Origin of the sequence: Lelliottia sp. 489, from assembly GCF_050435885.1 — a bacterium.
Lineage (GTDB): Bacteria > Pseudomonadota > Gammaproteobacteria > Enterobacterales > Enterobacteriaceae > Enterobacter > Enterobacter nimipressuralis.
The window spans coordinates 655,129-678,514 of sequence record NZ_JBNDLC010000001.1 but is presented as its reverse complement, the minus strand read 5'-3'; the positions used below and the strand labels follow the sequence as shown (position 1 = coordinate 678,514).

Annotated in this window: 24 protein-coding genes; 12 read left to right on the top strand and 12 right to left on the bottom strand. The window is 56.3% G+C overall.

Annotation, left to right across the window (positions count from 1 at the left end):
- Positions 1–254: 254 nt before the first annotated feature.
- The gene (locus ABIE11_RS03390) at positions 255–521 is read left to right on the top strand and encodes a putative hemolysin (RefSeq protein ID WP_100780875.1); all 267 of its coding nucleotides are present in this window, start codon (positions 255–257) and stop codon (positions 519–521) included.
- On the opposite strand, the gene hslJ is transcribed toward ABIE11_RS03390, so the two are convergent.
- The 4 genes from hslJ to ABIE11_RS03370 all read right to left on the bottom strand — a co-directional run bounded on the left by hslJ (position 522) and on the right by ABIE11_RS03370 (position 3,608).
- Positions 522–935, bottom strand: coding sequence for a heat shock protein HslJ (hslJ, locus tag ABIE11_RS03385; protein ID WP_123427772.1), 414 nt, complete (start codon positions 933–935; stop codon positions 522–524).
- 128 nt (positions 936–1,063) lie between these two features.
- Entirely contained in the window at positions 1,064–1,192 is a 129-nt protein-coding gene (locus tag ABIE11_RS03380; protein ID WP_100780025.1) for a DUF2474 domain-containing protein, read from the bottom strand.
- Entirely contained in the window at positions 1,192–2,202 is a 1,011-nt protein-coding gene (gene cydB / locus ABIE11_RS03375) for a cytochrome d ubiquinol oxidase subunit II (protein WP_100780026.1), read from the bottom strand. Before cydB ends, ABIE11_RS03380 begins: the two co-directional genes overlap by 1 nt.
- Positions 2,202–3,608 (bottom strand): cytochrome ubiquinol oxidase subunit I, encoded by a 1,407-nt coding sequence (locus tag ABIE11_RS03370; protein WP_429183988.1) that lies wholly within the window; start codon positions 3,606–3,608, stop codon positions 2,202–2,204. Before ABIE11_RS03370 ends, cydB begins: the two co-directional genes overlap by 1 nt.
- Before the next feature lie 434 nt (positions 3,609–4,042).
- Between ABIE11_RS03370 and ABIE11_RS03365 the strand changes: the two genes are divergently transcribed.
- From ABIE11_RS03365 to patD, 7 genes are all read left to right on the top strand, one after another.
- Entirely contained in the window at positions 4,043–4,234 is a 192-nt protein-coding gene (locus tag ABIE11_RS03365) for a cold-shock protein (protein WP_100780028.1), read from the top strand.
- A gap of 81 nt (positions 4,235–4,315) precedes the next feature.
- On the top strand, positions 4,316–5,725 hold the full coding sequence (locus tag ABIE11_RS03360) for a PLP-dependent aminotransferase family protein (RefSeq protein WP_100780029.1): 1,410 nt from the start codon (positions 4,316–4,318) through the stop codon (positions 5,723–5,725).
- Between the two features lie 293 nt (positions 5,726–6,018).
- Positions 6,019–7,164, top strand: coding sequence for a putative ABC transporter substrate-binding protein YdcS (ydcS, locus tag ABIE11_RS03355; RefSeq protein WP_429183987.1), 1,146 nt, complete (start codon positions 6,019–6,021; stop codon positions 7,162–7,164).
- Positions 7,165–7,181: 17 nt separating this feature from the next.
- Complete coding sequence (locus tag ABIE11_RS03350; RefSeq protein ID WP_429183986.1) at positions 7,182–8,195, top strand: ABC transporter ATP-binding protein; 1,014 nt, start codon at positions 7,182–7,184, stop codon at positions 8,193–8,195.
- 7 nt (positions 8,196–8,202) lie between these two features.
- Positions 8,203–9,141: an ABC transporter permease gene (locus ABIE11_RS03345; protein ID WP_409255131.1), complete on the top strand. Its 939-nt coding sequence runs from the start codon at positions 8,203–8,205 to the stop codon at positions 9,139–9,141.
- Positions 9,131–9,937: an ABC transporter permease gene (locus ABIE11_RS03340; RefSeq protein ID WP_100780033.1), complete on the top strand. Its 807-nt coding sequence runs from the start codon at positions 9,131–9,133 to the stop codon at positions 9,935–9,937. Before ABIE11_RS03345 ends, ABIE11_RS03340 begins: the two co-directional genes overlap by 11 nt.
- Positions 9,938–9,961: 24 nt before the next feature.
- On the top strand, positions 9,962–11,386 hold the full coding sequence (patD, locus tag ABIE11_RS03335; protein WP_429183985.1) for an aminobutyraldehyde dehydrogenase: 1,425 nt from the start codon (positions 9,962–9,964) through the stop codon (positions 11,384–11,386).
- Positions 11,387–11,465: 79 nt separating this feature from the next.
- Here patD and ABIE11_RS03330 read toward each other — a convergent pair whose 3' ends face one another.
- Genes ABIE11_RS03330 through ABIE11_RS03320 form a run of 3 tightly spaced genes read right to left on the bottom strand, consistent with a single transcriptional unit; the run spans position 11,466 to position 12,361 of the window.
- Positions 11,466–11,648: a DUF1869 domain-containing protein gene (locus ABIE11_RS03330; protein ID WP_095282123.1), complete on the bottom strand. Its 183-nt coding sequence runs from the start codon at positions 11,646–11,648 to the stop codon at positions 11,466–11,468.
- Between the two features lie 4 nt (positions 11,649–11,652).
- Positions 11,653–12,006, bottom strand: a complete 354-nt coding sequence (locus ABIE11_RS03325; RefSeq protein ID WP_231275678.1) for a DUF1971 domain-containing protein — start codon at positions 12,004–12,006, stop codon at positions 11,653–11,655.
- 28 nt (positions 12,007–12,034) lie between these two features.
- The gene (locus ABIE11_RS03320; RefSeq protein WP_100780036.1) at positions 12,035–12,361 is read right to left on the bottom strand and encodes a DUF1971 domain-containing protein; all 327 of its coding nucleotides are present in this window, start codon (positions 12,359–12,361) and stop codon (positions 12,035–12,037) included.
- A gap of 249 nt (positions 12,362–12,610) precedes the next feature.
- On the opposite strand from ABIE11_RS03320, the gene ABIE11_RS03315 reads away from it, so the two are divergent.
- Together ABIE11_RS03315 and ABIE11_RS03310 are read left to right on the top strand one after the other, a co-directional pair.
- Positions 12,611–12,784, top strand: a complete 174-nt coding sequence (locus tag ABIE11_RS03315) for a GhoT/OrtT family toxin (protein WP_095284283.1) — start codon at positions 12,611–12,613, stop codon at positions 12,782–12,784.
- A gap of 85 nt (positions 12,785–12,869) precedes the next feature.
- A complete protein-coding gene (locus tag ABIE11_RS03310) occupies positions 12,870–13,628 on the top strand; it encodes an alpha/beta fold hydrolase (protein WP_429183984.1) in 759 nt (252 codons plus the stop codon).
- A 31-nt stretch (positions 13,629–13,659) separates the two neighbouring features.
- Here the strand turns inward: ABIE11_RS03310 and ABIE11_RS03305 are convergent, their stop codons facing one another.
- Genes ABIE11_RS03305 through ABIE11_RS03295 form a run of 3 tightly spaced genes read right to left on the bottom strand, consistent with a single transcriptional unit; the run spans position 13,660 to position 20,163 of the window.
- Positions 13,660–15,834, bottom strand: a complete 2,175-nt coding sequence (locus tag ABIE11_RS03305) for a virulence factor SrfC family protein (RefSeq protein WP_429183983.1) — start codon at positions 15,832–15,834, stop codon at positions 13,660–13,662.
- Positions 15,831–18,812: a virulence factor SrfB gene (locus ABIE11_RS03300; protein WP_107703493.1), complete on the bottom strand. Its 2,982-nt coding sequence runs from the start codon at positions 18,810–18,812 to the stop codon at positions 15,831–15,833. The genes ABIE11_RS03305 and ABIE11_RS03300 overlap by 4 nt, the downstream gene beginning before the upstream one ends.
- 4 nt (positions 18,813–18,816) lie before the next feature.
- Entirely contained in the window at positions 18,817–20,163 is a 1,347-nt protein-coding gene (locus tag ABIE11_RS03295; RefSeq protein ID WP_429183982.1) for an SrfA family protein, read from the bottom strand.
- 282 nt (positions 20,164–20,445) lie between these two features.
- On the opposite strand from ABIE11_RS03295, the gene ABIE11_RS03290 reads away from it, so the two are divergent.
- The gene (locus ABIE11_RS03290) at positions 20,446–22,044 is read left to right on the top strand and encodes an ABC transporter substrate-binding protein (RefSeq protein WP_429183981.1); all 1,599 of its coding nucleotides are present in this window, start codon (positions 20,446–20,448) and stop codon (positions 22,042–22,044) included.
- A 109-nt stretch (positions 22,045–22,153) separates the two neighbouring features.
- Positions 22,154–22,387, top strand: a complete 234-nt coding sequence (locus ABIE11_RS03285) for a YdcY family protein (RefSeq protein ID WP_102103795.1) — start codon at positions 22,154–22,156, stop codon at positions 22,385–22,387.
- Positions 22,388–22,390: 3 nt separating this feature from the next.
- Here ABIE11_RS03285 and ABIE11_RS03280 read toward each other — a convergent pair whose 3' ends face one another.
- Together ABIE11_RS03280 and ABIE11_RS03275 are read right to left on the bottom strand one after the other, a co-directional pair.
- Positions 22,391–22,840, bottom strand: a complete 450-nt coding sequence (locus ABIE11_RS03280) for a DMT family transporter (RefSeq protein WP_102103794.1) — start codon at positions 22,838–22,840, stop codon at positions 22,391–22,393.
- Entirely contained in the window at positions 22,837–23,355 is a 519-nt protein-coding gene (locus tag ABIE11_RS03275; protein WP_429183980.1) for an N-acetyltransferase family protein, read from the bottom strand. The genes ABIE11_RS03280 and ABIE11_RS03275 overlap by 4 nt, the downstream gene beginning before the upstream one ends.
- Positions 23,356–23,386 lie beyond the last annotated feature (31 nt).

The following is a 23,386-nucleotide window of genomic DNA, read 5'->3' as shown; positions in this document are numbered from 1 at the left end:
TTGCGCAAAAAAGAGGGACCCGTGAAACGTCGACGAGTCCTGATAGTTATATCCCTATTTTAGCAAAGGTCAGGCTTTCCGATTTTCGCTTTTGTGTCCTGGCTATTCTTCGCATCAATGTGTAGATCAAGTTTCTGGCAAAAAAATCGCAAGAATTTGTTTCTCAGGTGCATAAATACGCAGTTCCGCTCTCGACGGGGCGGCGCAGGGTGCCTATTATGCTTAGGTTTCGCAATTTGTATGGGGAAGAGAGAATGCGTTCAGCGTTTTGGGTAGGGTGTGCGGCATTACTGTTGTCTGCGTGCAGCAATGAGCCTGTTCAGCAGGCGACAGCGGCACATGTTTCACCGGGAATGAAAGCGGCAATGTCCAGCTCCGGGCAGGCCAGTTGCGCAATGGTGGGCGGATCGTTGTCTGTCGCTCGCCAGCTTGATGGCTCGGCTGTCGGGATGTGTGCGTTGCCTAATGGCAAACGCTGCAGTGAGCAGTCGCTTGCCGTAGGGTCATGCGGTAATTACTGATTAGTCTGCGCGTTTAAACATCAGCGTTTTATCTGCTGTCGCCAGCGTCAACTGATTTTCCGTCAGATCGACCTGCGCGCCTTTGCGCAGCATATCGCCTATTGTTGCATCCAGCTCGTTAAGCTGCTGATCGGTGCAGAGTTTGCGCGTCATCGCCATGGCTTTGACCTTCAGCTCGCCTTCCGATAATTTGCCTTCGCCGCTAAAGCGGTTGCACATCACGCCGGAAACAGCCATTTTCTCGCCAAAGCGTAATTCCGGTGGCACCGCGGTGGGTTTGACCGCCGCGCCGTTTACGCTCTCCAGCACAAAACGGTGCCCTTCGAGTTGGCCTGCCTGAACAGACGCCTTTCCGGGATTAACACAACCTGCCAGCGCCAGGGTCACCAGGCTTAACGCCACGAGCTTTTTCATATTGCTTCTCAAACTATAAATCCGATAAATATATGCGAATATCTTTAACGATACCCTCCCGTTTGTCATGGGTGTTTATCTGAAAGTGCCGAAAGCCGGGCAGGGATATCCACCCGGCTATCAAAACGTTAGTGCGATTTAAAGCCTGCGGCAGTCATCAGGATGCGGAAGAACATCCCCACAGCAGCCAGTGCCAGCACGCTGCCTCCCCAAATAATGGCTAACCACATCAGGCGTTTCCAGACCGGCTGTTGCATCAGTGATACCCCTCCCCATGTTGCACTTTTCCGCGAAACACGTAGTAGCTCCAGAACGTATAGACCAGAATAATCGGGATGATCAGCAGGGCGCCGACCAGCATAAAGCCCTGGCTTTGTGGCGGGGCCGCGGCCTGCCAGAGTGTGATGGACGGCGGAATAATGTACGGCCAGATGCTGATCCCAAGCCCGCTAAATCCGAGGAAAATCAGCCCCAGCGTCAGCACAAACGGTGCGTTGTGGCTGTCGCTATCGTTCAGTTTTTTCCATGCCCAACCGCTCAGTGCGAGGACCAGCAAAGGCACCGGCAGCAGGAACCACAGATTGGGCAGGGTAAACCAGCGCTCGGCGATTGCCGGATGTGCCAGCGGCGTCCACAGGCTGATGACCGCGATGACCATTACCAGCGTCAGCAGCAGCTTTTTAGATACCCCGCGCATTTTTGCCTGAAGCGGATTTTCACTTTTCATCACCAGCCAGGTCGCGCCGAGCAGGGCGTAAGCTACCGTCAGACCCACGCCACAGAACAGATTAAACAGCGTAAACCAGTCAAATGGGCCGCCGCTGTAGGCGCGCTCGGTCACCGAGAAACCGTTTATTACCGCGCCAACCACCACGCCCTGGCTGAAGGTGGCAAGAATGGAGCCGCCAATAAAAGCTTTGTCCCAGAACGGCCGGTGTGCTGGCGTCGCTTTAAAACGAAATTCAAAGGCCACGCCGCGGAAAATCAGGCCGATCAGCATCAATGTGAGTGGGATAGTCAGGGCATCGATAATCACTGCGTAAGCCAGCGGAAACGCACCGAAAAGCGCGGCCCCTCCGAGTACCAGCCAGGTTTCATTCCCGTCCCAGACCGGGGCGACGCTGTTAACCATCACGTCGCGATCGTCTGCGTCGCGGGTGGTCGGAAACAGAATGCCGATGCCTAAATCGAAGCCGTCCATGACGATATACATCAGCGTGGCGAATACGATAATCACAAACCAGATAATGGAAAGATCGATGCCCATTATGGTTTCTCCTTAATCACAAATTCAGTGCTGGCGGCAGAAAGCGGGCGAGCCGGACGGCCATCGTTTTCGGTCGGGAAGGTTTCGTGTTCCTGCGGACCTTTTTTGATAAGCCGCACCATGTAGCTGTAGCCAACGCCGAACACCGAGGTATAGACGACAATAAAGGCCAACAGGCTTACGCTCATATGCAGATCGCCATGGGCAGATACCGCATCCGACGTGCGCTGCAGACCATAAACGACCCATGGCTGACGACCCACTTCGGTGGTGACCCAACCGGCAAGGATGGCGATCAGGCCGGACGGTCCCATCAGCAGAGCGAACCACAGGAAAGGACGCGAGGTATAAACGCGCTGTCTGTAGCGCAGCCAGACGGCGACAACGCCTAACAGCAGCATCAGCATTCCCAGCCCCGCCATGATGCGGAATGACCAGAAGACGATGGTCGAATTCGGGCGATCCTCTTTCGGGAAATCTTTCAGCGCTGGCACCTGTTTATCCAGGCTGTGCGTCAGAATCAGGCTGCCAAGGGCCGGAATTCCCAGCCCATAGCGGGTGCGCTCTTGCTCCATATCTGGCCAGCCAAATAACAACAACGGTGTCGGTTCACCGGGCGGATTTTCCCAGTGGCCTTCAATCGCCGCAATTTTGGCGGGCTGATGTTTTAACGTATTCAGGCCGTGCATATCACCGACCATCGCCTGAATTGGAGCAACAATCAGTGTCATCCACAGCGCCATGGAGAACATGTGACGAATAGCGGGCGTATTGTTACCGCGCAGAAGATGCCAGGCCGCAGATGCACCCACGAACAGGGCGCTGCTCAGGAATGCCGCAATGGACATATGGAACAGGCGATAGGGGAAGGAGGGGTTAAACACCACCGCGAACCAGTCGACCGGGACCACCACGCCGTTGACGATCTCATACCCCTGAGGGGTCTGCATCCAGCTGTTGGACGCCAGGATCCAGAAGGTCGAAATAATGGTGCCCAGCGCCACCATGCAGGTGGAAAAGAAGTGCAGCCCCGGCCCGACTTTGTTCCAGCCAAACAGCATCACCCCGAGGAAACCGGCTTCGAGGAAGAAGGCGGTCAGCACTTCGTAGGTCAGCAGCGGGCCGGTAATACTCCCCGCGAACTGCGAAAATCCGCTCCAGTTGGTCCCGAACTGGTAGGCCATCACCAGCCCGGACACCACGCCCATGCCAAAGTTGACGGCGAAAATTTTGGACCAGAAATGGTACAGCGAGCGCCAGACGGGGTTTTTGGTCTTCAGCCAAAGCCCTTCCAGCACCGCCAGATAGCTGGCGAGACCAATGGTGATCGCCGGGAAAATAATGTGGAAGGATACGGTAAAGGCAAACTGTATCCGCGCCAGATGAAAAGCATCTAAACCAAACATGCACAGCCTCAATGTCAATCGGTGTGGTGTTATGGTATAGGGGGCGGAACCGAACTATCAGAGGCAGAAATTTGAAATTTATGTATAACAGTTTGCGAAATAGATGGGCTTTAGTCATCTGATATAGTGAACAGTTAAGCGCGACTAACGCATATAGCCGTTAAACGTTCAGAGCATAAGAATTTTATTTTTATGAGTTTTCTTCATTAAAGGGGTTGTTTTGTTCTCTCAGTCATGCGTTAATGGCTCCTCGGTTTGATACCCAAAAAAATATCTGACGTCGTTTCAAAGCATTTCTCATCACGTTGTGCCTCTCCGCAGCCTCTTGGGTCTTCTCTTTACACTCTGACACTCCGATTAGTTTTGTCTCAGACCATCATTGCCTTGAAAGGCCCAATTTGTTATTCACGTATTTACGTGTTCTGGAGATTCATATGGTTTCTTATATCCATTTTCGCTGCCCATGCTGTCATGGCTCGCAATACCGCACATCCGTTTTTGATGTGTCTGAAAAAAACCCACATGGTGCGAAATGCATTTTCTGCAAATCGTCCATGATGACCTTTGACCATCTGGCAACGTCCGCGCCATCTGAGCGTGCACACCTCAGTCATCGTCCGTCATAACACCGCATAAGCTATAACAGTTCATTAAAACTGCCAATTTTCTCCTGCTGATATACTATGGTGTGAAGCAAGGAGAGAACGATGAAAAAATACCAGCGCCTGGCGCAGCAAATCATTTCGCAAATCGAACTTGGCGTATGGTTGCCGGGAGATAAACTACCGTCGTTGCGTGAGCAAGTTGCCAGCAGCGGCATGAGTTTCATGACCGTCGGTCATGCCTATCAAACGCTGGAAAGTCAGGGGCGAATCGTTGCTCGCCCACAGTCGGGATACTACGTTGCTCCACGCCCGATAAAGCAGCAGCCTGCGCCACCGGCGCAGGTGATGCGCGACGAAGTGGTCGATATCAATACCTATATTTTTGATGTCCTGCAGGCCAGCCGCGACCCCTCTGTTTTACCCTTTGCCTCCGCATTCCCCGACCCGCGGCTTTTCCCGCTTCAGCAGTTGAACCGCTCCCTTGCTAATGTCAGCAAAACCGCAACCGCCATGAGCGTGATTGAAAACCTGCCGCCGGGTAACGTCGATCTCCGCCATGCTATCGCCCGCCGCTACGCGCAGCAGGGGATGAATATTTCGCCGGAAGAGATTGTGATCACCGCCGGTGCGCTGGAAGCCCTCAACCTGAGTCTTCAGGCCGTGACCGAACCCGGTGACTGGGTGATTGTCGAAAACCCCTGTTTCTACGGTGCACTTCAGGCGCTGGAAAGGTTAAAGCTCAAGGCGCTGTCGATCGCCACCGACGTGCGCGAAGGGATCGATCTCAACGCCCTCGAGCAGGCGCTGAACGACTATCCGGTGAAAGCCTGCTGGTTGATGACTAACAGCCAAAATCCATTGGGCTTTACCCTTAGCGCCGAGAAAAAAGCCCATCTGGTGGCGCTGCTGACGAAACATAACGTCACCTTGATCGAAGATGACGTTTACAGCGAACTCTATTTTGGGCGCGAAAAACCGCTGCCCGCAAAAGCCTGGGACCGCCAGGATATGACATTACACTGCTCATCTTTCTCGAAATGTCTGGTTGCCGGTTTTCGTATCGGCTGGGTCGCTGCGGGCAAACATGCGCGCCGCATCCAGCAATTACAATTGATGAGCACACTTTCGACCAGCTCCCCGATGCAGCTCGCGCTGGTGGATTATCTCGCCACCAAACGTTATGACGCCCATCTTCGCCGTCTGCGCCGTACGCTGGCCGAGCGTAAGCAGCAGGCGTGGCAATCGTTAATGCGCCATCTGCCGGCGGAAGTGAAAATTCACCACAACGACAGCGGCTACTTTTTGTGGCTGGAACTGCCTGCACAGCTGGACGCCGGGCTGCTCAGTGAGCAGGCGCTGGCGCACCATATCAGCATCGCGCCGGGCAAAATGTTTTCTACCTCCGACGTCTGGACGCCGTTCTTTCGCTTTAATACCTCCTGGGCGTGGGGGGAGCGAGAAGAACAGGCTGTAATCCAGCTGGCGAAATTAATAAGCGTCATGCTGAAATAAGCGAAAAGGCTTATTTACCGCACGCGTAATATCCTCGTATAAATAAACAATGCTTATCCTGTGACCGGTGCCGGGTTTATTCCCGACTGTCGGTCATAGGAAATCTGCATACCGCCGCTCGCCGCTAACTCCTTGTCTATAATCCACTTAACAGGGAATGCGCCCTCTGTCACAACCTGATGAAATTTCCAAAGCCCGCAGGGTGCGGCGCATTTGCGCAGTCTACGTTTATTAAAGGAGATATTTTTACGGCACGGCTGCCGCCAAATTTCATTGCGACAGGAGTAAATCAAATGAGCAAAAAATTTGCCCGCAGCAGCCTGTGCGCGCTCGGCATGAGCATCATGACCGCGCAAGCCGCAGAGCCGCCGAAAGAGATCGGCAAAGGCGAGGGAAGGCTGGATATCATCGCCTGGCCGGGATACATCGAACGCGGCCAGACGGATAAAAATTACGACTGGGTCACCCAGTTTGAAAAAGAGACCGGCTGTGCGGTAAACGTCAAAACGGCAGCCACCTCCGATGAGATGGTCAGCCTGATGGCAAAAGGGGGCTATGACCTGGTCACCGCTTCCGGCGATGCCTCGTTACGTTTGATTATGGGGAAACGGGTTCAGCCCATTAATCCGGATCTGATCCCCAACTGGAAAACCCTTGATTCGCGCATCGTGAAAGGCGAATGGTTCAACGTTGGCGGCAAAGTCTACGGCACGCCGTATCAGTGGGGACCGAACCTGCTGATGTACAACACGAAAACCTTCCCGACACCGCCGGACAGCTGGGCGGTGGTCTTTAAAGAGCAAAATCTCCCGGACGGCAAAACCAACAAAGGCCGTGTGCAGGCCTACGATGGCCCGATCTACATTGCGGATGCCGCGCTGTTCGTCAAAGCCACGCAGCCGCAGCTCGACATTACTGACCCGTATCAGCTCACCGAAGCGCAATACGCAGCCGTACTGAAAGTGCTGCGTGACCAGCACGCGCTTATTCACCGTTACTGGCACGACACCACCGTTCAGATGAGCGACTTCAAAAACGAAGGCGTGGTGGCGTCAAGCGCATGGCCTTATCAGGCTAACGCCCTGAAAGGGGAAAACCAGCCCATCGCCACGGTCTTCCCGAAAGAGGGGGTAACCGGCTGGGCAGACACCACCATGCTGCACGCCGAAGCCAAACATCCGATGTGCGCCTACAAGTGGATGAACTGGTCGCTGACACCAAAACTGCAGGGCGATCTGGCGGCGTGGTTTGGCTCTCTGCCGGTGGTGGCTGAAGGCTGTAAAGCCAGCACGCTGCTCGGTGAAAAAGGCTGCGAAACCAACGGCTATAACGAATTCGACAAAATCATGTTCTGGAAAACCCCGATTGCAGAAGGCGGAAAATATGTCCCGTACAGCCGCTGGACGCAGGATTACATCGCCATCATGGGTGGCCGTTAATCGCCCGGGAGCAGACCATGACGTACGCAGTTGAGTTTAACGACGTCTCCCGTTTGTACGGCGACGTACGGGCGGTGGACGGTGTCACCATAGGCGTTCGCGACGGCGAATTTTTCTCCATGCTGGGGCCTTCTGGCTCCGGCAAAACCACCTGTCTGCGGCTGATTGCCGGGTTCGAGCAGTTGAGCGGCGGGGCGATCAAAATCTTCGGCAAAGAGGCGAGCGAGCTACCGCCGTGGGAGCGCGATGTGAACACCGTGTTCCAGGATTACGCCCTGTTCCCGCATATGTCGATCATTGAAAACGTCGCCTACGGACTGATGGTGAAAGGCGTCGATAAAAAGAAACGCCAGGCGCAGGCGCGTGACGCGCTGGAGAAAGTGGGATTAGGGTTTGCGGAAAAGCGTAAGCCGTCTCAGCTATCCGGCGGGCAGCGCCAGCGTGTGGCTATCGCCCGCGCGCTGGTCAATGAGCCGCGTGTGCTCTTGCTCGACGAACCGCTCGGTGCGCTGGATCTGAAGCTGCGCGAGCAGATGCAGTTCGAGCTGAAAAAACTGCAGCAGGAGCTGGGGATCACCTTTATTTTCGTTACCCACGATCAGGGCGAAGCGCTGTCGATGTCCGATCGTGTCGCCGTGTTTAACAACGGGCGAATTGAACAGGTCGATACGCCGCGCGAGCTCTATATGCGCCCGCGTACGCCGTTCGTCGCCAGCTTTGTCGGCACATCCAACGTGTTTGATGCCGCCGTTGCAAAACAGGTTTGCGGCATGGAAGGAATTTATTCGCTGCGCCCGGAACATATTCGCCTCAATCAGAGCGGCGACGTTCAGGTACAGGGCGTGGTGCAGGCGGTGCAATATCAGGGCGCGGCTACGCGGTTTGAGCTGCGTCTTGCCGATGGCGCAAAACTGCTGGTGAGCCAGGCCAATCTGAGCGGCGCGAATATCCCTGTGGATGTTGCCCCAGGGCAGCAGGTGCTGGCCTCCTGGTCGCGCGAGGCAATGGTGCCGCTGCATGAGGAAAGGTGAGATGGATATGAGCGTTTCACCTGCACCATCCTCCCGTGGCCCGGTCAGCCGGATCACGACGCTGCTCTGGCGCAAACCGTCGCTCGGGCTGTTCCTGCTCCTGCTCGGGCCGCTGATGTGGTTTGGGATTGTCTATCTCGGCTCGCTGCTGACCCTGCTGTGGCAAGGTTTCTACACCTTCGACGATTTCACCATGTCGGTGACGCCGGATCTGACCTTTGCGAACTTACTGGCGCTTTTCAACCCTGCCAATTACGACATCATCCTGCGCACCTTGCTGATGGCCATTGCCGTCACGATTGCCAGCGCCATTCTGGCCTTTCCGATGGCGTGGTACATGGCGCGCTACACGCGCGGTAAATGGAAAGCTTTTTTCTATATCGCGGTGATGCTGCCGATGTGGGCGAGCTACATCGTTAAGGCCTACGCGTGGACGCTGTTGCTGGCAAAAGATGGCGTCGCGCAGTGGTTTCTCGGCTATATGGGGCTGGAGCCGCTGCTGATGTCAGTGCTGACGCTGCCCGCAATTGGCGGTAACACGCTGTCGACGTCCGGCCTGGGGCGCTTCCTCGTCTTTGTCTATATCTGGCTGCCGTTTATGATCCTGCCCGTCCAGGCGGCGCTGGAACGTTTGCCCCCCTCGCTGTTACAGGCGTCAGCCGATCTGGGCGCGCGCCCGCGCCAGACTTTCCGCTACGTGGTGCTGCCGCTGGCTATTCCTGGCATTGCGGCCGGTTCGATTTTTACCTTCTCGCTAACGCTGGGCGATTTTATCGTGCCGCAGCTAGTCGGCCCGCCGGGTTATTTCATTGGCAACATGGTCTATGCGCAGCAGGGGGCGATCGGCAACATGCCGATGGCGGCGGCGTTCACCTTAGTGCCGATTGTCCTTATCTCACTCTATCTGGCGTTCGTGAAACGTCTGGGAGCGTTCGATGCACTCTGAACGCGCGAACGTGTTCCTGAAACTGGCGGCCTGGGGTGGGGTGATCTTCCTTCACTTCCCACTTCTGATTATCGCCATCTATGCTTTTAATACAGAGGATGCGGCGTTCAGCTTCCCGCCGAAAGGGCTGACCCTGAAGTGGTTTAGCGTGGCGGCATCAAGAAGCGACATTATCGATTCAGTGACACTGTCACTTCAAATCGCGTCGCTCTCGACGGCCATTGCGCTGGTGCTGGGGACGCTGGCGGCGGCGGCACTCTGGCGCAGCGAGTTTTTCGGCAAAAACGCCATCTCGCTGCTGCTTCTGTTGCCGATTGCGCTTCCGGGGATCATCACCGGTCTGGCGCTGCTGACGGCGTTTAAAACCATCAATCTCGAGCCGGGCTTTTTCACCATCGTTACCGGTCACGCGACCTTCTGCGTGGTGGTGGTGTTCAACAACGTCATCGCTCGCTTCCGGCGCACCTCGTGGAGCCTGGTCGAAGCGTCGATGGATTTAGGTGCCGACGGCTGGCAAACCTTCCGCTACGTCGTGCTGCCGAATTTAAGCTCTGCACTGCTGGCGGGAGGCATGCTGGCGTTTGCACTGTCGTTCGACGAAATCATCGTCACGACATTTACGGCGGGACATGAGCGTACGTTACCGCTGTGGTTACTCAATCAGCTTGGACGCCCGCGTGATGTGCCCGTCACCAACGTGGTCGCGCTGCTGGTGATGCTGGTAACGACCATTCCGATTCTGGGGGCCTGGTGGCTAACCCGCGACAACGAAAACGTGGTCGAAAGCGGGAAATAACGTTGATTTCAACAGGACAATGCTATGCAAACTCAACTGCTGATTAATGGTGAACTGGTCACCGGCGAAGGCGAAAACCAGCCGGTTTACAATCCTGCCACGGGCGAGGTACTGCTGGAGATCGCCGAAGCGTCTGCCGCACAGGTCGACGCTGCCGTGCGAGCCGCCGACCGCGCCTTTTCACAATGGGGCCGAACCACGCCGAAAGCGCGTTCCGAATGCCTGCTGAAACTGGCCGATATGATTGAGGAACATGCCGACACATTCGCGCGCCTCGAATCGCAAAACTGCGGCAAGCCGCTGCACTGTGTCATCAACGACGAAATCCCCGCAGTCGTGGATGTGTTCCGTTTCTTTGCCGGTGCCGCTCGTACGCTGAATGGGCTGGCGGCGGGAGAGTACCTCGACGGCCATACTTCCATGATTCGCCGCGATCCGGTGGGCGTGGTGGCGTCCATCGCGCCGTGGAACTATCCCCTGATGATGGCGGCGTGGAAGCTGGCTCCGGCGCTGGCCGCCGGTAACTGCGTGGTGATCAAACCTTCAGAAATCACGCCGCTGACCGCGCTCAAGCTGGGGGAACTGGCGAAAGGGATCTTCCCGGCAGGGGTATTAAATGTATTGTTTGGTCGCGGCAAAACCGTCGGCGACCCGCTGACGGGGCATGAAAAAGTACGCATGGTCTCCCTGACCGGATCGATTGCCACCGGCGAGCACATAATCGGCCACACGGCGTCGTCGATTAAACGCACCCACATGGAGCTGGGGGGGAAAGCGCCTGTCATCGTCTTTGACGACGCAGATCTCGACGCGGTTGTCGAAGGCGTGCGGACCTTCGGTTTCTATAACGCGGGCCAGGACTGTACCGCCGCATGCCGAATATACGCGCAAAAAGGCATTTACAACGCTCTGGTCGAAAAGCTCGGTGCGGCGGTGGCCACGCTGAAAACCGGCGCGCCGGATGATGAATCCACCGAACTGGGGCCGCTCAGTTCTGCGGCGCATCTGGCGCGGGTCTGCCAGGCAGTGGATGCAGCCAAAGCGCTCGGACACGTCAACGTGGTGACCGGGGGCAATAAAGTGGACGGCGCAGGGTATTACTTCCAGCCCACGCTGCTGGCGGGAGCAAAACAGGATGACGCCATCGTCCAGCGCGAAGTGTTTGGCCCGGTGGTCAGCATGACGGAGTTCAGTGATGAAAAGGAAGTTCTGGCCTGGGCCAATGACTCGCAGTATGGTCTGGCGTCATCGGTGTGGACGAAAGACGTGGGCCGTGCGCATCGACTCAGCGCTCAGCTGCAATACGGCTGCACCTGGGTGAATACCCATTTCATGCTGGTCAGCGAAATGCCGCACGGCGGCATGAAGTTATCCGGTTACGGCAAAGATATGTCGGTGTATGGCCTGGAGGATTACACCGTGGTCAGGCACGTCATGATTAAACACTAGCGTCATTTACGCCCGGTAGCGCTGCGCTTACCGGGCTTAAATCGTTGCCGGGTCAGGCGTCACCGCCACCCGGCAGTGTTTACCAGCCACAGACATCATGCTCATTTTCCGTGTCATACGCGCGCACGGTATTGACCAAATCTTTCACAACATCGGCGGCGACATCGGGAATTAACAGCTCCATTGGGGCCTGTGTCTCGTAATCGACCGACACGCCGTTGCTGTTATTCGTGACGGTGACGGTATACGTTGCCTTGCCCATCTTCTTACCCCTTATGTGTATTAACGACTTTTCCCAGGCCCGCGCCTTCAAGATTTGCCTGCGGATCGGCGAAGAAATCAATACTGAAGTAGGTATCGTCGGTCAGAAGCTCAATGCGGTGCCATTTTTGCGGTGGCGAAATGCCAAAAGAACCCGCTTCGATAATCAGTTCAAGATCGGGTTCAGTGGCTTGCGCATCCGGGAATCCAAAATATTTCACCGCGCCCTGCATAACAGACAGGCGGCCATACACGCCCGCTTTGGTGTTGTGATGGGTGAACAGGGCCTTCGGTGCGGAGTCTTTGTTCCAGAATGGAGTGGCGCGGGTGTGAACAAAATTTTCAGGAATACGTAGCATAATAAGTTCCTTACGGGCGTTTAAATGCTCAAAGAGATTTCAAAACTTCCGGTTCAACAAAGAAATCGACGTTAAAAATCGTATCGTCAGTCATCGTTTCAATGTGATGCCATTTTTCAGGCGGAAACACGCCGAAATGGCCAGCCTTGATGATGAGTTCGCTGTCAGGGACCGGTGTGAACTCGTCGGCATAACCTAAGTAACGTATCGCTCCCTGACTTACCGACAAACGGGGATAAACGCCCGGTCGCGTGCCTTTATCAAGATGGCGCTGGAAAATGCCAGCAGGGGCGGTGTCCTTGTTCCAGAAAGGGGTGGAACGGGTATGAATACAACTCTGCGGAATGCGTAGCATAGTTTCTCCCTCTAAAGCCTGCTGTTATTACACCACTTTTCGGGCACAATCATTGTGCAAAATGTGCATATAAGATGCAACTTTAAAGGGGTAGGAAAAGGGGTAACTCAGGCGGGGAATTAACGTCTACGAAATACTTCATTGTTATTAACCATGTGATTTTAGTGGTTAATCTGTAACATTAAAACTTGATCTGTATCAATATATGACGCATATTGCGCGCGGTTATTTATCGATCGAGTGCACAGAATGACGCTTTATCAAAAGATGTTGGTGTTTTACGCAGTCATGGCAGCGATTTGCGCCCTGATTACCTGGTTCCTGTCGAAAGACCGTAAACGCATTCGGTTTCTGAGCGCGTTTCTGGTGGGCTCGACCTGGCCGATGAGCTTTCCTGTGGCACTGTTGATCTCGCTTTTCTGAAGCACGCTTCCAAAATTTAAAGACAAAATAGCATTCCGCTACGGGTGACTGTATAAATACACAGTACATCAACAAAGGAGTGCTTATGAACAGTTTTTACTCGCAGCAAGCCTGCTGCAATGTGCGCTGGCAGGACCTCCCTGGTTCTGGCGATCCCGTGGTCTTTATTCACGGCCTCGGCTGCGCCTCTTCGTATGAATATCCCCGCGTCGTCTGCGACCCGCAGTTTGGTGCGCGTCGGGCCATTCTTATCGACCTTCCCGGCAGTGGCTATAGCGACAAACCTGAACACTTTCTCTATCGCACCAGCGATCAGGCGAAGGTCGTTGTCGAACTTCTGAACCATCTCAATATTGACGCATTCTGGCTCTATGGCCATAGCATGGGCGGCAGCATCGCTATCGAAACCGCCTGTCTTACCGAAAACCGAATTCGCGGGCTGATTGTCTCTGAACCCAATTTTCATGCAGGAGGGGGCATGTTCAGCCGCGCGATTGCCGCGCAGAGTGAGGCCTCATTTATTGAAACTGGCTATCACGCTATGCTTGCCGCCGAAGCGTCTGCGTGGGCGGGGTGTCTGCGCAGTAATGCACCTTATGCCGTCTGGCGCGGTGCCGCGTCTCTGGTTGCGGGCGTTACCCCTGACTGGAGCGCACGCTTTTTGGCGCTGAAATGTCCGGTCACGCTGTTGTTTGGCGAACTCTCGCTGCCAGATGCCGAGGCCGAAGAGATGCGTCAGCAGGGTGTCCGAATTCTGGTGATCCCTGCCGCCGGGCATTCCATGTCGTGGGAAAATCCTTCCGCGCTGGCGCGCGCGCTTTCAGATTGTGTCTCAGAAGAGTGACAGCCCGCACCGTCGCAGGCTGTCCTTAGGGTTAACGCAATATCGTTTGTAACGCCTGACGTGCGCCGGGCTGGATATCATGCGGGTGCTGATAGCCAATGTTCTCAATCGCGCGGGTATAAAGCGCGACCAGCCAGTCGTACACGTACACCGTGGCGGCGTGAACCGGCTGCTCACCCAGTTGCGTCAGTCTTGGCGTTGCGCTGCTGACGACAGGCGTCACGAAGATGGCCTGGCCTTTACGCACGCGGCTTGCGGGGCGCGTCACCGCAGGTGTTTCAGCGTAGCCCAGCCAGCCGATGAAGTTACCGATGGCCGCATGCAGCTGTGCGGCACTGCTTTTATCGGCTTCTACGATGCGCTGTAACTGTTGCGGCAGATTCAGGCGATAGCTGCTGATCACCAGCGTATCGGCAATCTGGGGGAGTGCAGCAACGTCCAGCCCTAGTCTGTTCGCGGCGGCTTCGTTACGGCTCCACTGGCGCAGATGATTGATCCAGACACGATGCGCCAGACGCGCTTTATCTTTGGTCTGGAAGACCTCATGGCCTTCGCTAGCGTTGTCGGCAAAGAGATCAATCGCGTCGGTGAACAAACCGTTAACCTGCTCTTCGCGGGGCTGCTGAACGGTAAGCAGCGTTTCGAAGGCTTTCAGCGGTGGCAGCAGCCCTTCAAGCAATTCACCATGGCGGGCCGCGCTGGATTGTAGCGTGCGCACCATCGCTTCAGCCTGAGTGCGTTGTGCATCAGGCTCAACGGTCATCGGCGCGAGATAGCTTTGCATCAATGCACGAAGCTCGCGTTGCTGAGTGTTCTTCAGCGCTTGCAGGCGAGACTGGCGTTGTGTGGCAAGCGTTGCCTGCGACAGCCACTCCACCACGCGCTGCATGCTGTGCGTGTCGAGAGCCTGCAACGTTCCCCAGCGCTGGCCCGGTTTGCCGAGCAGGTGCTGCACCGCCTCATCCAGATTCTGTTTGGTGAGGAAACGCGCGTCGTGCGGCGTAATGGCCCATACCAGGCCAGGCAGGGCGGACTCTTCCGTCGTCTGGGTATCTTTTACCCAGTTCAGTAAGGTTTTCGCCGTTTTTGCCGTTTGCTCGTGGCGGGCGGTAGCGTTGCAAATCACCAGCACGTCGGGCTGCATCTGCTGGCGATAATGTTCCAGCAGCCATGTGCATTTGGCCTCTGCAAGCGGCGAGAGATCGGTCTCCGATGGCGCGGGAATATCAATGATATCGACGTTATCCAACACACCGTTTTCAGCGGGCAGGACCAGTTCGCGTGTCAGGAATGCCAGCACATCGACGGGAATGCTAATGGCATTCAACATCTCGCCATTATTCAGCGGGTGCAACACGGCTTCCTGTGCGTCCGGCGCGGTGAACTCTGCGCGAGTGAGGAACCCTTCGCTGGGCAGGCCGAAATTATCGACCAGCAAACTCAGCGGTGCCGCCAGTTGGCGGGCGTGGCTGGTCTGATGCAGCACGTGGGCCAGTTTCAGCCACTGTTGGGTCAGTTCCTGCTGCTCACCCCACAGCAGCGACCAGACGCTGGCGCGAGTGCTTAAATCGAGGGAGGGGATCAGCTGCGCGAACTGATGCCACAGGCTATCGTCCATCTGCTGTTCAGAGGCGGGAACGGTGCTGCGCCAGTAGCGGGCAATAGTCGCCACTTCCTGGGCGGTGATCCCCGGAACGCCTTGCGGCTGGCGCAGGGCACGCCATTTTTCGACGCGCGCTTCAATCACCGATTTTTCTACCGGGCGAATCAGCGTGTGCAGCGTGGTACGCGCAATGAACAGCTGGACCAGCTCGGCTTCCGTGACCAGGCTCAGGCGCAGCGGGAAGGCATCGTCGCTGGCATCGCTGGAGCGCGGCGTGAAACGCACGGCCATGTTGGTCAGGGCGTGGCCGGGGTTGATATGGGAAAAATAGTCAAAGGTGCGCTGGCCGGGAGAAACATCCAGCCGACCATTTCCGCTGCCGCACAGTGAAGCCAGCAGGTGCGCTTTGGCAGCCTGCGAATGGCCGTAAAGGCCAATGCTGCTGTGTCCGGTCAGGGCGCGGTCAAGCGCCTGTCCGCGTGCCTGCGCGCAGGTGAGGCGGGCCAGCAGGGCGTCAGCATCGTTATCCAGCATCGGGGCATGCAGGCGCGTGTCGTTGATCCACTCAATTAACGCCTGAGAAGTGGCAGTCATCGCTGTCATTTGAGATATACGCTCCCGCTGTCGATCCAATAGTGGCTTCCGCTATGACGGCGGTCGGCCAGGGTATTCAGTTTAAACGTTAAGGCGTCAGGCGGCACCGGTGTCCCGTCCTGGAGCCAGGCGTCGCTCAGCTCAAACGACTCCGGGCCTTCGTGTTTCGTTCCGCCGCGTAGCTGCAGGCGCACGTTCAGCACGCCGTCTCCGGCGATGGCTTTTGCCAGCTCTGCTGAGTTAATACTTAGCGTATAGAGCGGAGTGGCGGGCCAGCGGGCGTTAGCCAACTGACGGAAGCCGAGCGTCACGTTACCGCGTAGCGGGAAGTGCAGTCGCGCATCCAGCTTCGCGCCCGGCTTGTCGAGGTCGATGTCCTGATACCAGACATTCTCTTCGCGCAGCGTGTTGACCGTATTATCTAGCACGCCGAGATAACGCACGGTAGAGTAGGCACCGATGTCGGCAGCTTTGAAATTAAAGCGCGGTAAACGCAGGTCCAGAGCGAGGCTGCACAGCATCGCGCCTACGGCAGCCGTAGATTTTGGATTACCGATACGGCCCTGCTGGCTAAACGGATACCACTCATGTACTCGGTATTTATCCAGCCAGACGATGCGGTTGACCGGCACCGGCTGCAGGTGGCGAATCAGCGCCTGCACCCCAGGCAGACAGCCAGGACGCCCGGTGATCAGCAAAATATCGCAGGCATAATGGGAAATCGCTTCGCACACGGCATGCAGCGGAGCGGCCAGCGTAAACTGGCCCGCCAGCATCGCGTCCTGCATTTCCTGGAAGTTGACATGCAGCGGAACCGCAAACAGATCGAACGGTGCCGAACCGGCTGGCAGCGCGTGGTCGATCGCCTGTTGCAGATAGTTCATCACGTTGCGGGTCGGCTGCTGTTTTAGCAGATCGCCGAAGGTGGCGTGTAAACCCGCCAGCGGATCGTCGATATCGCTGCTCTCCCAGGCGGCGAGGATTCCGTGTCCAATCGGCATAAAAAGCTGCAGCGCCGTCTGCTGGCGCAGCACTGCCTGAGTATCAATGCGCCCGGAGTCGCCAAACAGCGAAGCCATCAGCAGAGAAGCATCGGCGATACCGGATTTTTGCAGCTGCGTTTGCAGGGCGGGCAGGACGTAGCGCTGGATAACGTCCAGCAGCGTGTCGTCGCCCGCGACTTTAAATCCTTCGCGGAACAGCAGCTGCGGGGTGATTTTGACATTGTTACCAGAGCCGTCATCCAGTTGATAGTGGGTAATCGCCATATCAGTGGTTCCGCCGCCAATATCGATGGAGGCCACGCGCAGCGAGCGCCCAGGCTGTGCGCCCGGCTCTACTTCGCGGTCCGGACGGGCGAGAGAGGCGAAGAACGCCTCTGTCTGGCCGCCGAAATGGGAAATGGCTTCGTTGTACAGCCACACGAGCTGTCCGCAGCTGGCTTCGTCCCACTCCATCTGAATAGCGGGAACCGGAACCACGCTCTTATCCTGCTGCTTGCGGCTGGCAAAATCGTCATCCTGCGGGTGCCAGCCCATCGCTTTCCAGACAATAGCGATGGCTTCAAACATGCGGCGGCGGAAAATCTCGCGCTCCTGTTTAGGCATGGCGGAGGGCAAGGTCAGGATCAGGGTACGCAACTGGCGTGGCGAGGCCGGGAAGCCCAAACGCAGACGCGTGGCGACGCTGTTGATCTGGCCGAGAGCCTGAGCGAGGAGTTCGCACAGCATGTGCGTCATCAGCGTGCTGCGGCTGTACTGCGGTGAGAAGACCGGCAGACGTTCATCCGGCGGCAGGGTGAACAGCGGCTGCCCGTCATCGTTCATCAGGTTCATCAGCGGGAAGGCGGTTGCCAGCGGTTCGCGCTGGGTTTTGGCATTCATGCTGCTAAAGCGCCAGTCCTGAACTGTCGGGGTTTCATCCCACAGATAGCGACGCGGGCTGGAGATCCCGCTGTTGCCCTCAGTGCCCAGACGCTGCATCGCCAGTTTGCGCGCTTCATCGCCCACGCGCACGATTGAAGGCCAGACAAACGCATCTTCGCGGCCACTTTCAACGGAGAAGTGCTGCTTGCCAAAGCGGGCTTCAGAAAACTCAAGGCGGCTGGTAAACAGCGGCTCATTCAGGAACTGCGGTTCGCTTAAGGATCGCACCTGCAGTTCGGCGGTCTGGCGTAAGCCGTCATTGGCGTCGCCGTGATCTTCAATGATCACGCCGCAGGTGTGGGTGTTGCCGACATCGAGGATCAGATCAACCGGAATGGCGGGCGTACTCAGGGTGTGAGTAACGAATTTCACTTCCGGAACGGTGATCTGCTCGCCCAGCATAGTCATCAGGTTGAGCCAGTGGGCCTGATATTCAAAGCCGCGCATCGCCTGGTGCAGGTCGCGCTCGGAGCGGTTTTCGACGCTGGTGGCGTAGCCGCTGAATGCCTCGCGCAGCCAGCCGTCAATCCAGGTCTGATCGAGAAAACTCAGCACCTCGTCGTCGCGCCAGGCCAGCGCAAACCGGGTGCCGTTCAGAATATCGTTTTCGACCGGCGACAGGCCCGGCGTGGCATGATCGGCTATCTGGCTGTCCAGCGCGAACGTCACACGGTGGGTGTTACCCGCGCTGTCCGGCGTCTCAAGCTTACGCACCTGCGCGCGCGCCCAGTTATCCGGGCCGTCGACAAAGGTACGCGGCGGATTAAAGCGTAAAAAAGGCACCGGAAGCCAGACGCCATCGAGCACCGCCAGGGACTGATGCAGGGTAAACGTGCTTTCCGGTTTCACCACTTCAGGCTGACCGCCGCGTGCAGCGGGCAGCGTGTAGCGGCCATTGACCAGATCGTAATTGAGGCGCAGCAAAGGGCCATTGGCGGTTTTACGCACGAAACGGCCCAGACTTGCCGTGTCCTGTGGCGTCAGGCCAAAATCAAGAAACTGTACGCCGCTGTTCGCAATCAGCGTGACGCTTTGTTTGTAGTCGCAAAGATTTACCAGCATAGGATCAGGCACCTGCTTTCTTGAACGTCAGCGGAACGACGGTTTTGGCATCATAACGGGCAGTACACTCCGCCACGTCGTTAGTCCCGGCTTTACAGGCGATTTCCGGCATCGGGTAGCGCGAACCGTCCGTGCAGCGGGCATTGCCGCGGCTCTTAATCATCAGTTCGCCGTTGCTGTGAAGGCCCGAGAAAATGTCGCTTCGACAAATAACGTTATCGCCCTGAACCACGCGAGCGGTCCCCTTGTTGTTCTGAATTTGATAACGCAGTGACGGTGCTTTCCCGGTGATCGGATCTTTCACGTCCAGCATGGCGCGCCAGGTGCCGTTGAGGAATTTCGTTGAGCCGGTTTTTACCTGAACGGCGTCCATCACCATGGCATCTTTAGGGATCGCGGAAATTATCACCGGTTCTGCGACCGGGGCCGGTGCAGGTTCTGCGGCTTTAACCGGCAGAATTTCGGCCTGGTGCAGGGGCAGATTCATCGCCATCTCAACCGCCGGTTTTACCGGTTTCGGGGCAATAGCAATCGGTGCCGGAGCAGGCGTTGCGACAGGCTCGGCCGAAGGCGCCTGTTTAGGCCACAACAGAGGAGTCGCGATGGCCGCGACAATCACGGCCGCCACAGGCAGAGACCAGAGCGGAACGCGGCGTTTTTTGCCTACAACCACAGGCGCAGGTTCTGCGGGCGTGGACACTTCAGGCATCACCACGGGCGCAGGCTCAGCGGAATAGAGGTCGTCCTCTGTCACACGAACCACAGGCGGTGGTGCGATGAGCGGCGCGTCGGCTTGCTCAAACACAATCGCCGGGGCGGGTTCTTCAGGCTCAGGCTCTTCAACTGGCGCAGGCATCGGCTCAGGCTTGAGGGATTCACGCAGGCAATCCAGAACATCCTCTCGCGCGTTTTCATTGAGATTCACAAAACCCCAGAACGCGATAACCGGCTTGCCGTCGACGAGGAACAGGAAATTTTCGCCGGGGAACTGGAATGCTTTTGAAAGCAGGGAACCAAACAGCTGTTGTGCGGTTTTAGGCGACTGGAGGCTCTTTTTACTCAGCGATTCGACGCTTGAGAGGGTGTTCTCCAGATAGCGCAGGGCGCGAAAACGTGCGTCTTCATCGGCGGCATTCCAGCCCAGAACGTCACCGTCCACCGGTGAATACCAGTCGACACGGTCACCGCCTTCGTTCACCTGCGGGATCGCCAGACAATCGACGATCGTCTGCTGTTTGCGCAGACGCAGCGCTTCACGGATTTGTAGTGCTGATTCAAATACGGCCTGTCCGCCGCCGCCAACGGCCTGAAAATCATCGAGATTGCCGCTGCGTAAAAGTGTTTTTGCCACGATTTGGTCCTGTAGACTTCTTCACCCCAATACTTTAACGAAATCGTTTTGCAAGCAAACGGACGAGGAGACGCTAAAAGCGGCGATTTCTTAGCGGATAGAAAGGTGCATTAGTGGTTGACGAAACAGCACACTTAAGGCAAATCACCGGACGATGGCTGGCTGTTAAACCAGCGAAATTAATGGCTTTAGAATATCCTGATAGTGTTTCGTTATTTGCCACCCGCTCAGGGCTGTGCTGTTATTGACGTTCTATATATAAAAATCAAAAGGCTTATAACCATGACCACAGGGAAAAAGCTGCTCGCGCTTGCGCTGAGTACACTCTTACCGGCAAGTGCTGCCTGGGCGGCAAACACAGATACGATCATTTACTGCTCTGAGGCGTCACCGGAGTCGTTCAACCCGCAAATCGCCAGCTCCGGCCCGTCATTCGTTGCCAGCTCTCAGGTGCTTTATAACCGTCTGATTAATTTTGATCCGGTCAAAAATACCCCGGTTCCGTCGCTGGCGGAATCCTGGACTATCTCTCCGGACGGCAAAACCTATACGTTTACGCTGCGTAAAGGCGTGAAATTTAACAGTAACAAATACTTCAAACCGACCCGTGATTTTAACGCCGATGACGTTATTTTCTCGGTGCTGCGTCAGAAAGACCCTAAGCATCCGTATCACAACGTCTCCCAGGGTAATTACGAATATTTCAATGACGTCGGACTGGATAAGCTGATCCAGGAAGTCAAAAAAGTCGATGATTACCATGTGCAGTTTGTGTTGAGTGAGCCGAACGCGGCGTTCCTCGCCGACTGGGGAATGGATTTCGCCTCGATCCTGTCAGCCGAATATGCAGACGCTATGCTCAAAAAAGGGACGCCGGAAAACGTCGACACCTGGCCAATTGGTACCGGCCCGTACGTGCTGCAGCAGTATAAAGTTGATTCTCTGATCCGCTACGTTGCTAACCCGAATTACTGGGACGGCGAGGTGCCGACAAAACATCTGATTTTCTCGATTACGCCGAACGTGGAAACGCGCCTCGCGAAGCTGCAAACCAACGAATGCCAGATTATCCCTGCGCCATCCCCGGTTCAGTTTGACGTGATTAAGAAGAATAAAGATCTGACGCTGCATTCCGTTGATGCGCTGAACGTCGGCTATCTGGCGTTTAACACCGAGAAAAAACCGTTTGATAACGTGCTGGTGCGTCAGGCGCTGAACTACGCGACGGATAAAACTGCCATTGTTAACGCCGTGTTTATGGGTTCCGGTACGGTCGCTAAATCACCGATTCCGCCGAACATGCTCGGTTATAACAAAGATTTGAAAGACTACAGTTACGATCTGGAAAAAGCGAAAGCGCTGCTGAAGCAGGCGGGGCTGGAGAAGGGCGCAGAAGTGACCCTGTGGTCGATGCCGGTTCAGCGCCCGTACAACCCGAACTCCAAACGCATCGCGGAGATGATTCAGAGCGACTGGGCGAAGGTGGGCGTGAAGGCGAAAATTGTCTCTTACGAGTGGGGCGAGTACCTGTCCGGAATGCGTAAAGGCGAGCACGACAGCGCGCTGTTTGGCTGGATGTCTGATAACGGTGACCCGGACAACTTCGCCGATGTGCTGCTCGGCTGCAACAGCATCAAGACCGGCTCGAATGCCGCACGCTGGTGTGACAAAGGGTATAATGACCTGGTACAAAAAGCGAAGCTGACCAGCGAACCGGCGAAGCGTGCGGCGCTGTACAGCCAGGCGCAGGAGATTTTCTACCAGCAGGCGCCGTGGATTGCGCTGGCAAACGGCAAAACGTTCTACGCCACACGCAGTAATGTGACCGGATATAGCGTTAGCCTGATGGGCAGTGATTTCTCCAAAGCGAAGCTGAACTAATCTGATGCCTGGTGGCGTTGCGCTTATCGGGCCTGCTGGACAGCGTATGTGTTAGCCGGGTAAGGCAATGCCGCCGCCCGGCGATATGACTCGATGACAAGGAGTGACAATGTCACATTTAGACGACGTGATCGCGCGCGTGGATGCCGCGGTGGAAGAGAGTGTCATCACTCACATGAATGAACTGCTCATCGAACTGAGCGAAGACAGCGAACTGAGCCGCGAAGATCGCTACGCTCAGCAGCAACGTCTGCGTAACACCATTGCGCACCACGGCAAGCAGCATAAAGAAGAGGCCGACGCCCGCCACGATCAGCTGACCAAAGGCGGCTCGATTCTGTAAACGTCAGAACTGGCGCCTAGCAACCAGCCAGGCGCCAATCACCAGCAGCACCGCACCGCAGACCGGGCCAATCAGCGCCCGCAGCGGGATCCCCTGGCTTTTCAGCACGTCCATCACCAGCCCGCCAATCAACTGACTGGCGACCAGCACCGCAATCGTCGTGGCTGCACCGACATACTGATAGCCGCTGATGCTGGCAAAGACAAAAAATGACCCCAGCAACCCAGGAATCAGCGTCCACCAGCGTATTGTGGACGCCAGCTCGCTGAAGCCCGCCACGCCGTTTTTAATCAGTAATATGCTGACAAACAAGACAATACCGACCAGTGAGTTCAGCAGCATGGCGATCAAAATCGTCGATGACGACTGGGTGATGCGCACCATCAGCGTGTTTTGCACCACCAGACCGATGCCGGCAGCCACCAGAAAGACCAGCGTCAGGGATTGATTCATCCGATCGCGTCCGGTTCGTGGCGATCGTCGAGCTGGAGCTGCATAAAGGTCAGATCCAGCCAGCGGCCAAATTTTGTTCCCACCTGCGGCATCTGCCCGGTAATGACAAAACCGAGGGTCTCATGCAGATGAATGGAGGCCTGATTTTGCGCTTCGATGCCCGCCACCATCACGTGTTTGCCGATAGCGCGCGCTTCAACGATCAGCGTTTGCATCAGTTCGCGGCCAATGCCTTTACCCTGATGATCGGGATGAACGTAGACCGAATGCTCGACCGTGTGGCGGAAACCGTCAAAGGCGCGCCAGTCGCCGAAGGAAGCATAGCCTGTGACCACGCCGTTTTCTTCGCTGACCAGCACCGGATAGCCCATCAGCGTGCGCGCTTCAAACCAGGCAATACGGTTCTCCGTATCAACAGTGGTGTCGTTCCAGATTGCTGCAGTATGCAGCACCGCGTGGTTGTAAATCTCGCCGATAGCGGCGCAATCTTCATTACTGGCGTGACGGATAATCATCGGAACCTCGGGATCGGTTGTTCACTATAGT

Excerpts from the sequence above, each read along its gene's own strand:
- ABIE11_RS03390 (WP_100780875.1), top strand. The coding sequence starts at position 255 with ATGCGTTCAGCGTTTTGGGTAGGGTGTGCGGCATTACTGTTGTCTGCG.
- hslJ (WP_123427772.1), bottom strand. The coding sequence starts at position 935 with ATGAAAAAGCTCGTGGCGTTAAGCCTGGTGACCCTGGCGCTGGCAGGT.
- ABIE11_RS03380 (WP_100780025.1), bottom strand. The coding sequence starts at position 1,192 with ATGCAACAGCCGGTCTGGAAACGCCTGATGTGGTTAGCCATTATTTGG.
- cydB (WP_100780026.1), bottom strand. The coding sequence starts at position 2,202 with ATGGGCATCGATCTTTCCATTATCTGGTTTGTGATTATCGTATTCGCC.
- ABIE11_RS03370 (WP_429183988.1), bottom strand. The coding sequence starts at position 3,608 with ATGTTTGGTTTAGATGCTTTTCATCTGGCGCGGATACAGTTTGCCTTT.
- ABIE11_RS03365 (WP_100780028.1), top strand. The coding sequence starts at position 4,043 with ATGGTTTCTTATATCCATTTTCGCTGCCCATGCTGTCATGGCTCGCAA.
- ABIE11_RS03360 (WP_100780029.1), top strand. The coding sequence starts at position 4,316 with ATGAAAAAATACCAGCGCCTGGCGCAGCAAATCATTTCGCAAATCGAA.
- ydcS (WP_429183987.1), top strand. The coding sequence starts at position 6,019 with ATGAGCAAAAAATTTGCCCGCAGCAGCCTGTGCGCGCTCGGCATGAGC.
- ABIE11_RS03350 (WP_429183986.1), top strand. The coding sequence starts at position 7,182 with ATGACGTACGCAGTTGAGTTTAACGACGTCTCCCGTTTGTACGGCGAC.
- ABIE11_RS03345 (WP_409255131.1), top strand. The coding sequence starts at position 8,203 with ATGAGCGTTTCACCTGCACCATCCTCCCGTGGCCCGGTCAGCCGGATC.
- ABIE11_RS03340 (WP_100780033.1), top strand. The coding sequence starts at position 9,131 with ATGCACTCTGAACGCGCGAACGTGTTCCTGAAACTGGCGGCCTGGGGT.
- patD (WP_429183985.1), top strand. The coding sequence starts at position 9,962 with ATGCAAACTCAACTGCTGATTAATGGTGAACTGGTCACCGGCGAAGGC.
- ABIE11_RS03330 (WP_095282123.1), bottom strand. The coding sequence starts at position 11,648 with ATGGGCAAGGCAACGTATACCGTCACCGTCACGAATAACAGCAACGGC.
- ABIE11_RS03325 (WP_231275678.1), bottom strand. The coding sequence starts at position 12,006 with ATGCTACGTATTCCTGAAAATTTTGTTCACACCCGCGCCACTCCATTC.
- ABIE11_RS03320 (WP_100780036.1), bottom strand. The coding sequence starts at position 12,361 with ATGCTACGCATTCCGCAGAGTTGTATTCATACCCGTTCCACCCCTTTC.
- ABIE11_RS03315 (WP_095284283.1), top strand. The coding sequence starts at position 12,611 with ATGACGCTTTATCAAAAGATGTTGGTGTTTTACGCAGTCATGGCAGCG.
- ABIE11_RS03310 (WP_429183984.1), top strand. The coding sequence starts at position 12,870 with ATGAACAGTTTTTACTCGCAGCAAGCCTGCTGCAATGTGCGCTGGCAG.
- ABIE11_RS03305 (WP_429183983.1), bottom strand. The coding sequence starts at position 15,834 with ATGACAGCGATGACTGCCACTTCTCAGGCGTTAATTGAGTGGATCAAC.
- ABIE11_RS03300 (WP_107703493.1), bottom strand. The coding sequence starts at position 18,812 with ATGCTGGTAAATCTTTGCGACTACAAACAAAGCGTCACGCTGATTGCG.
- ABIE11_RS03290 (WP_429183981.1), top strand. The coding sequence starts at position 20,446 with ATGACCACAGGGAAAAAGCTGCTCGCGCTTGCGCTGAGTACACTCTTA.
- ABIE11_RS03285 (WP_102103795.1), top strand. The coding sequence starts at position 22,154 with ATGTCACATTTAGACGACGTGATCGCGCGCGTGGATGCCGCGGTGGAA.
- ABIE11_RS03280 (WP_102103794.1), bottom strand. The coding sequence starts at position 22,840 with ATGAATCAATCCCTGACGCTGGTCTTTCTGGTGGCTGCCGGCATCGGT.
- ABIE11_RS03275 (WP_429183980.1), bottom strand. The coding sequence starts at position 23,355 with ATGATTATCCGTCACGCCAGTAATGAAGATTGCGCCGCTATCGGCGAG.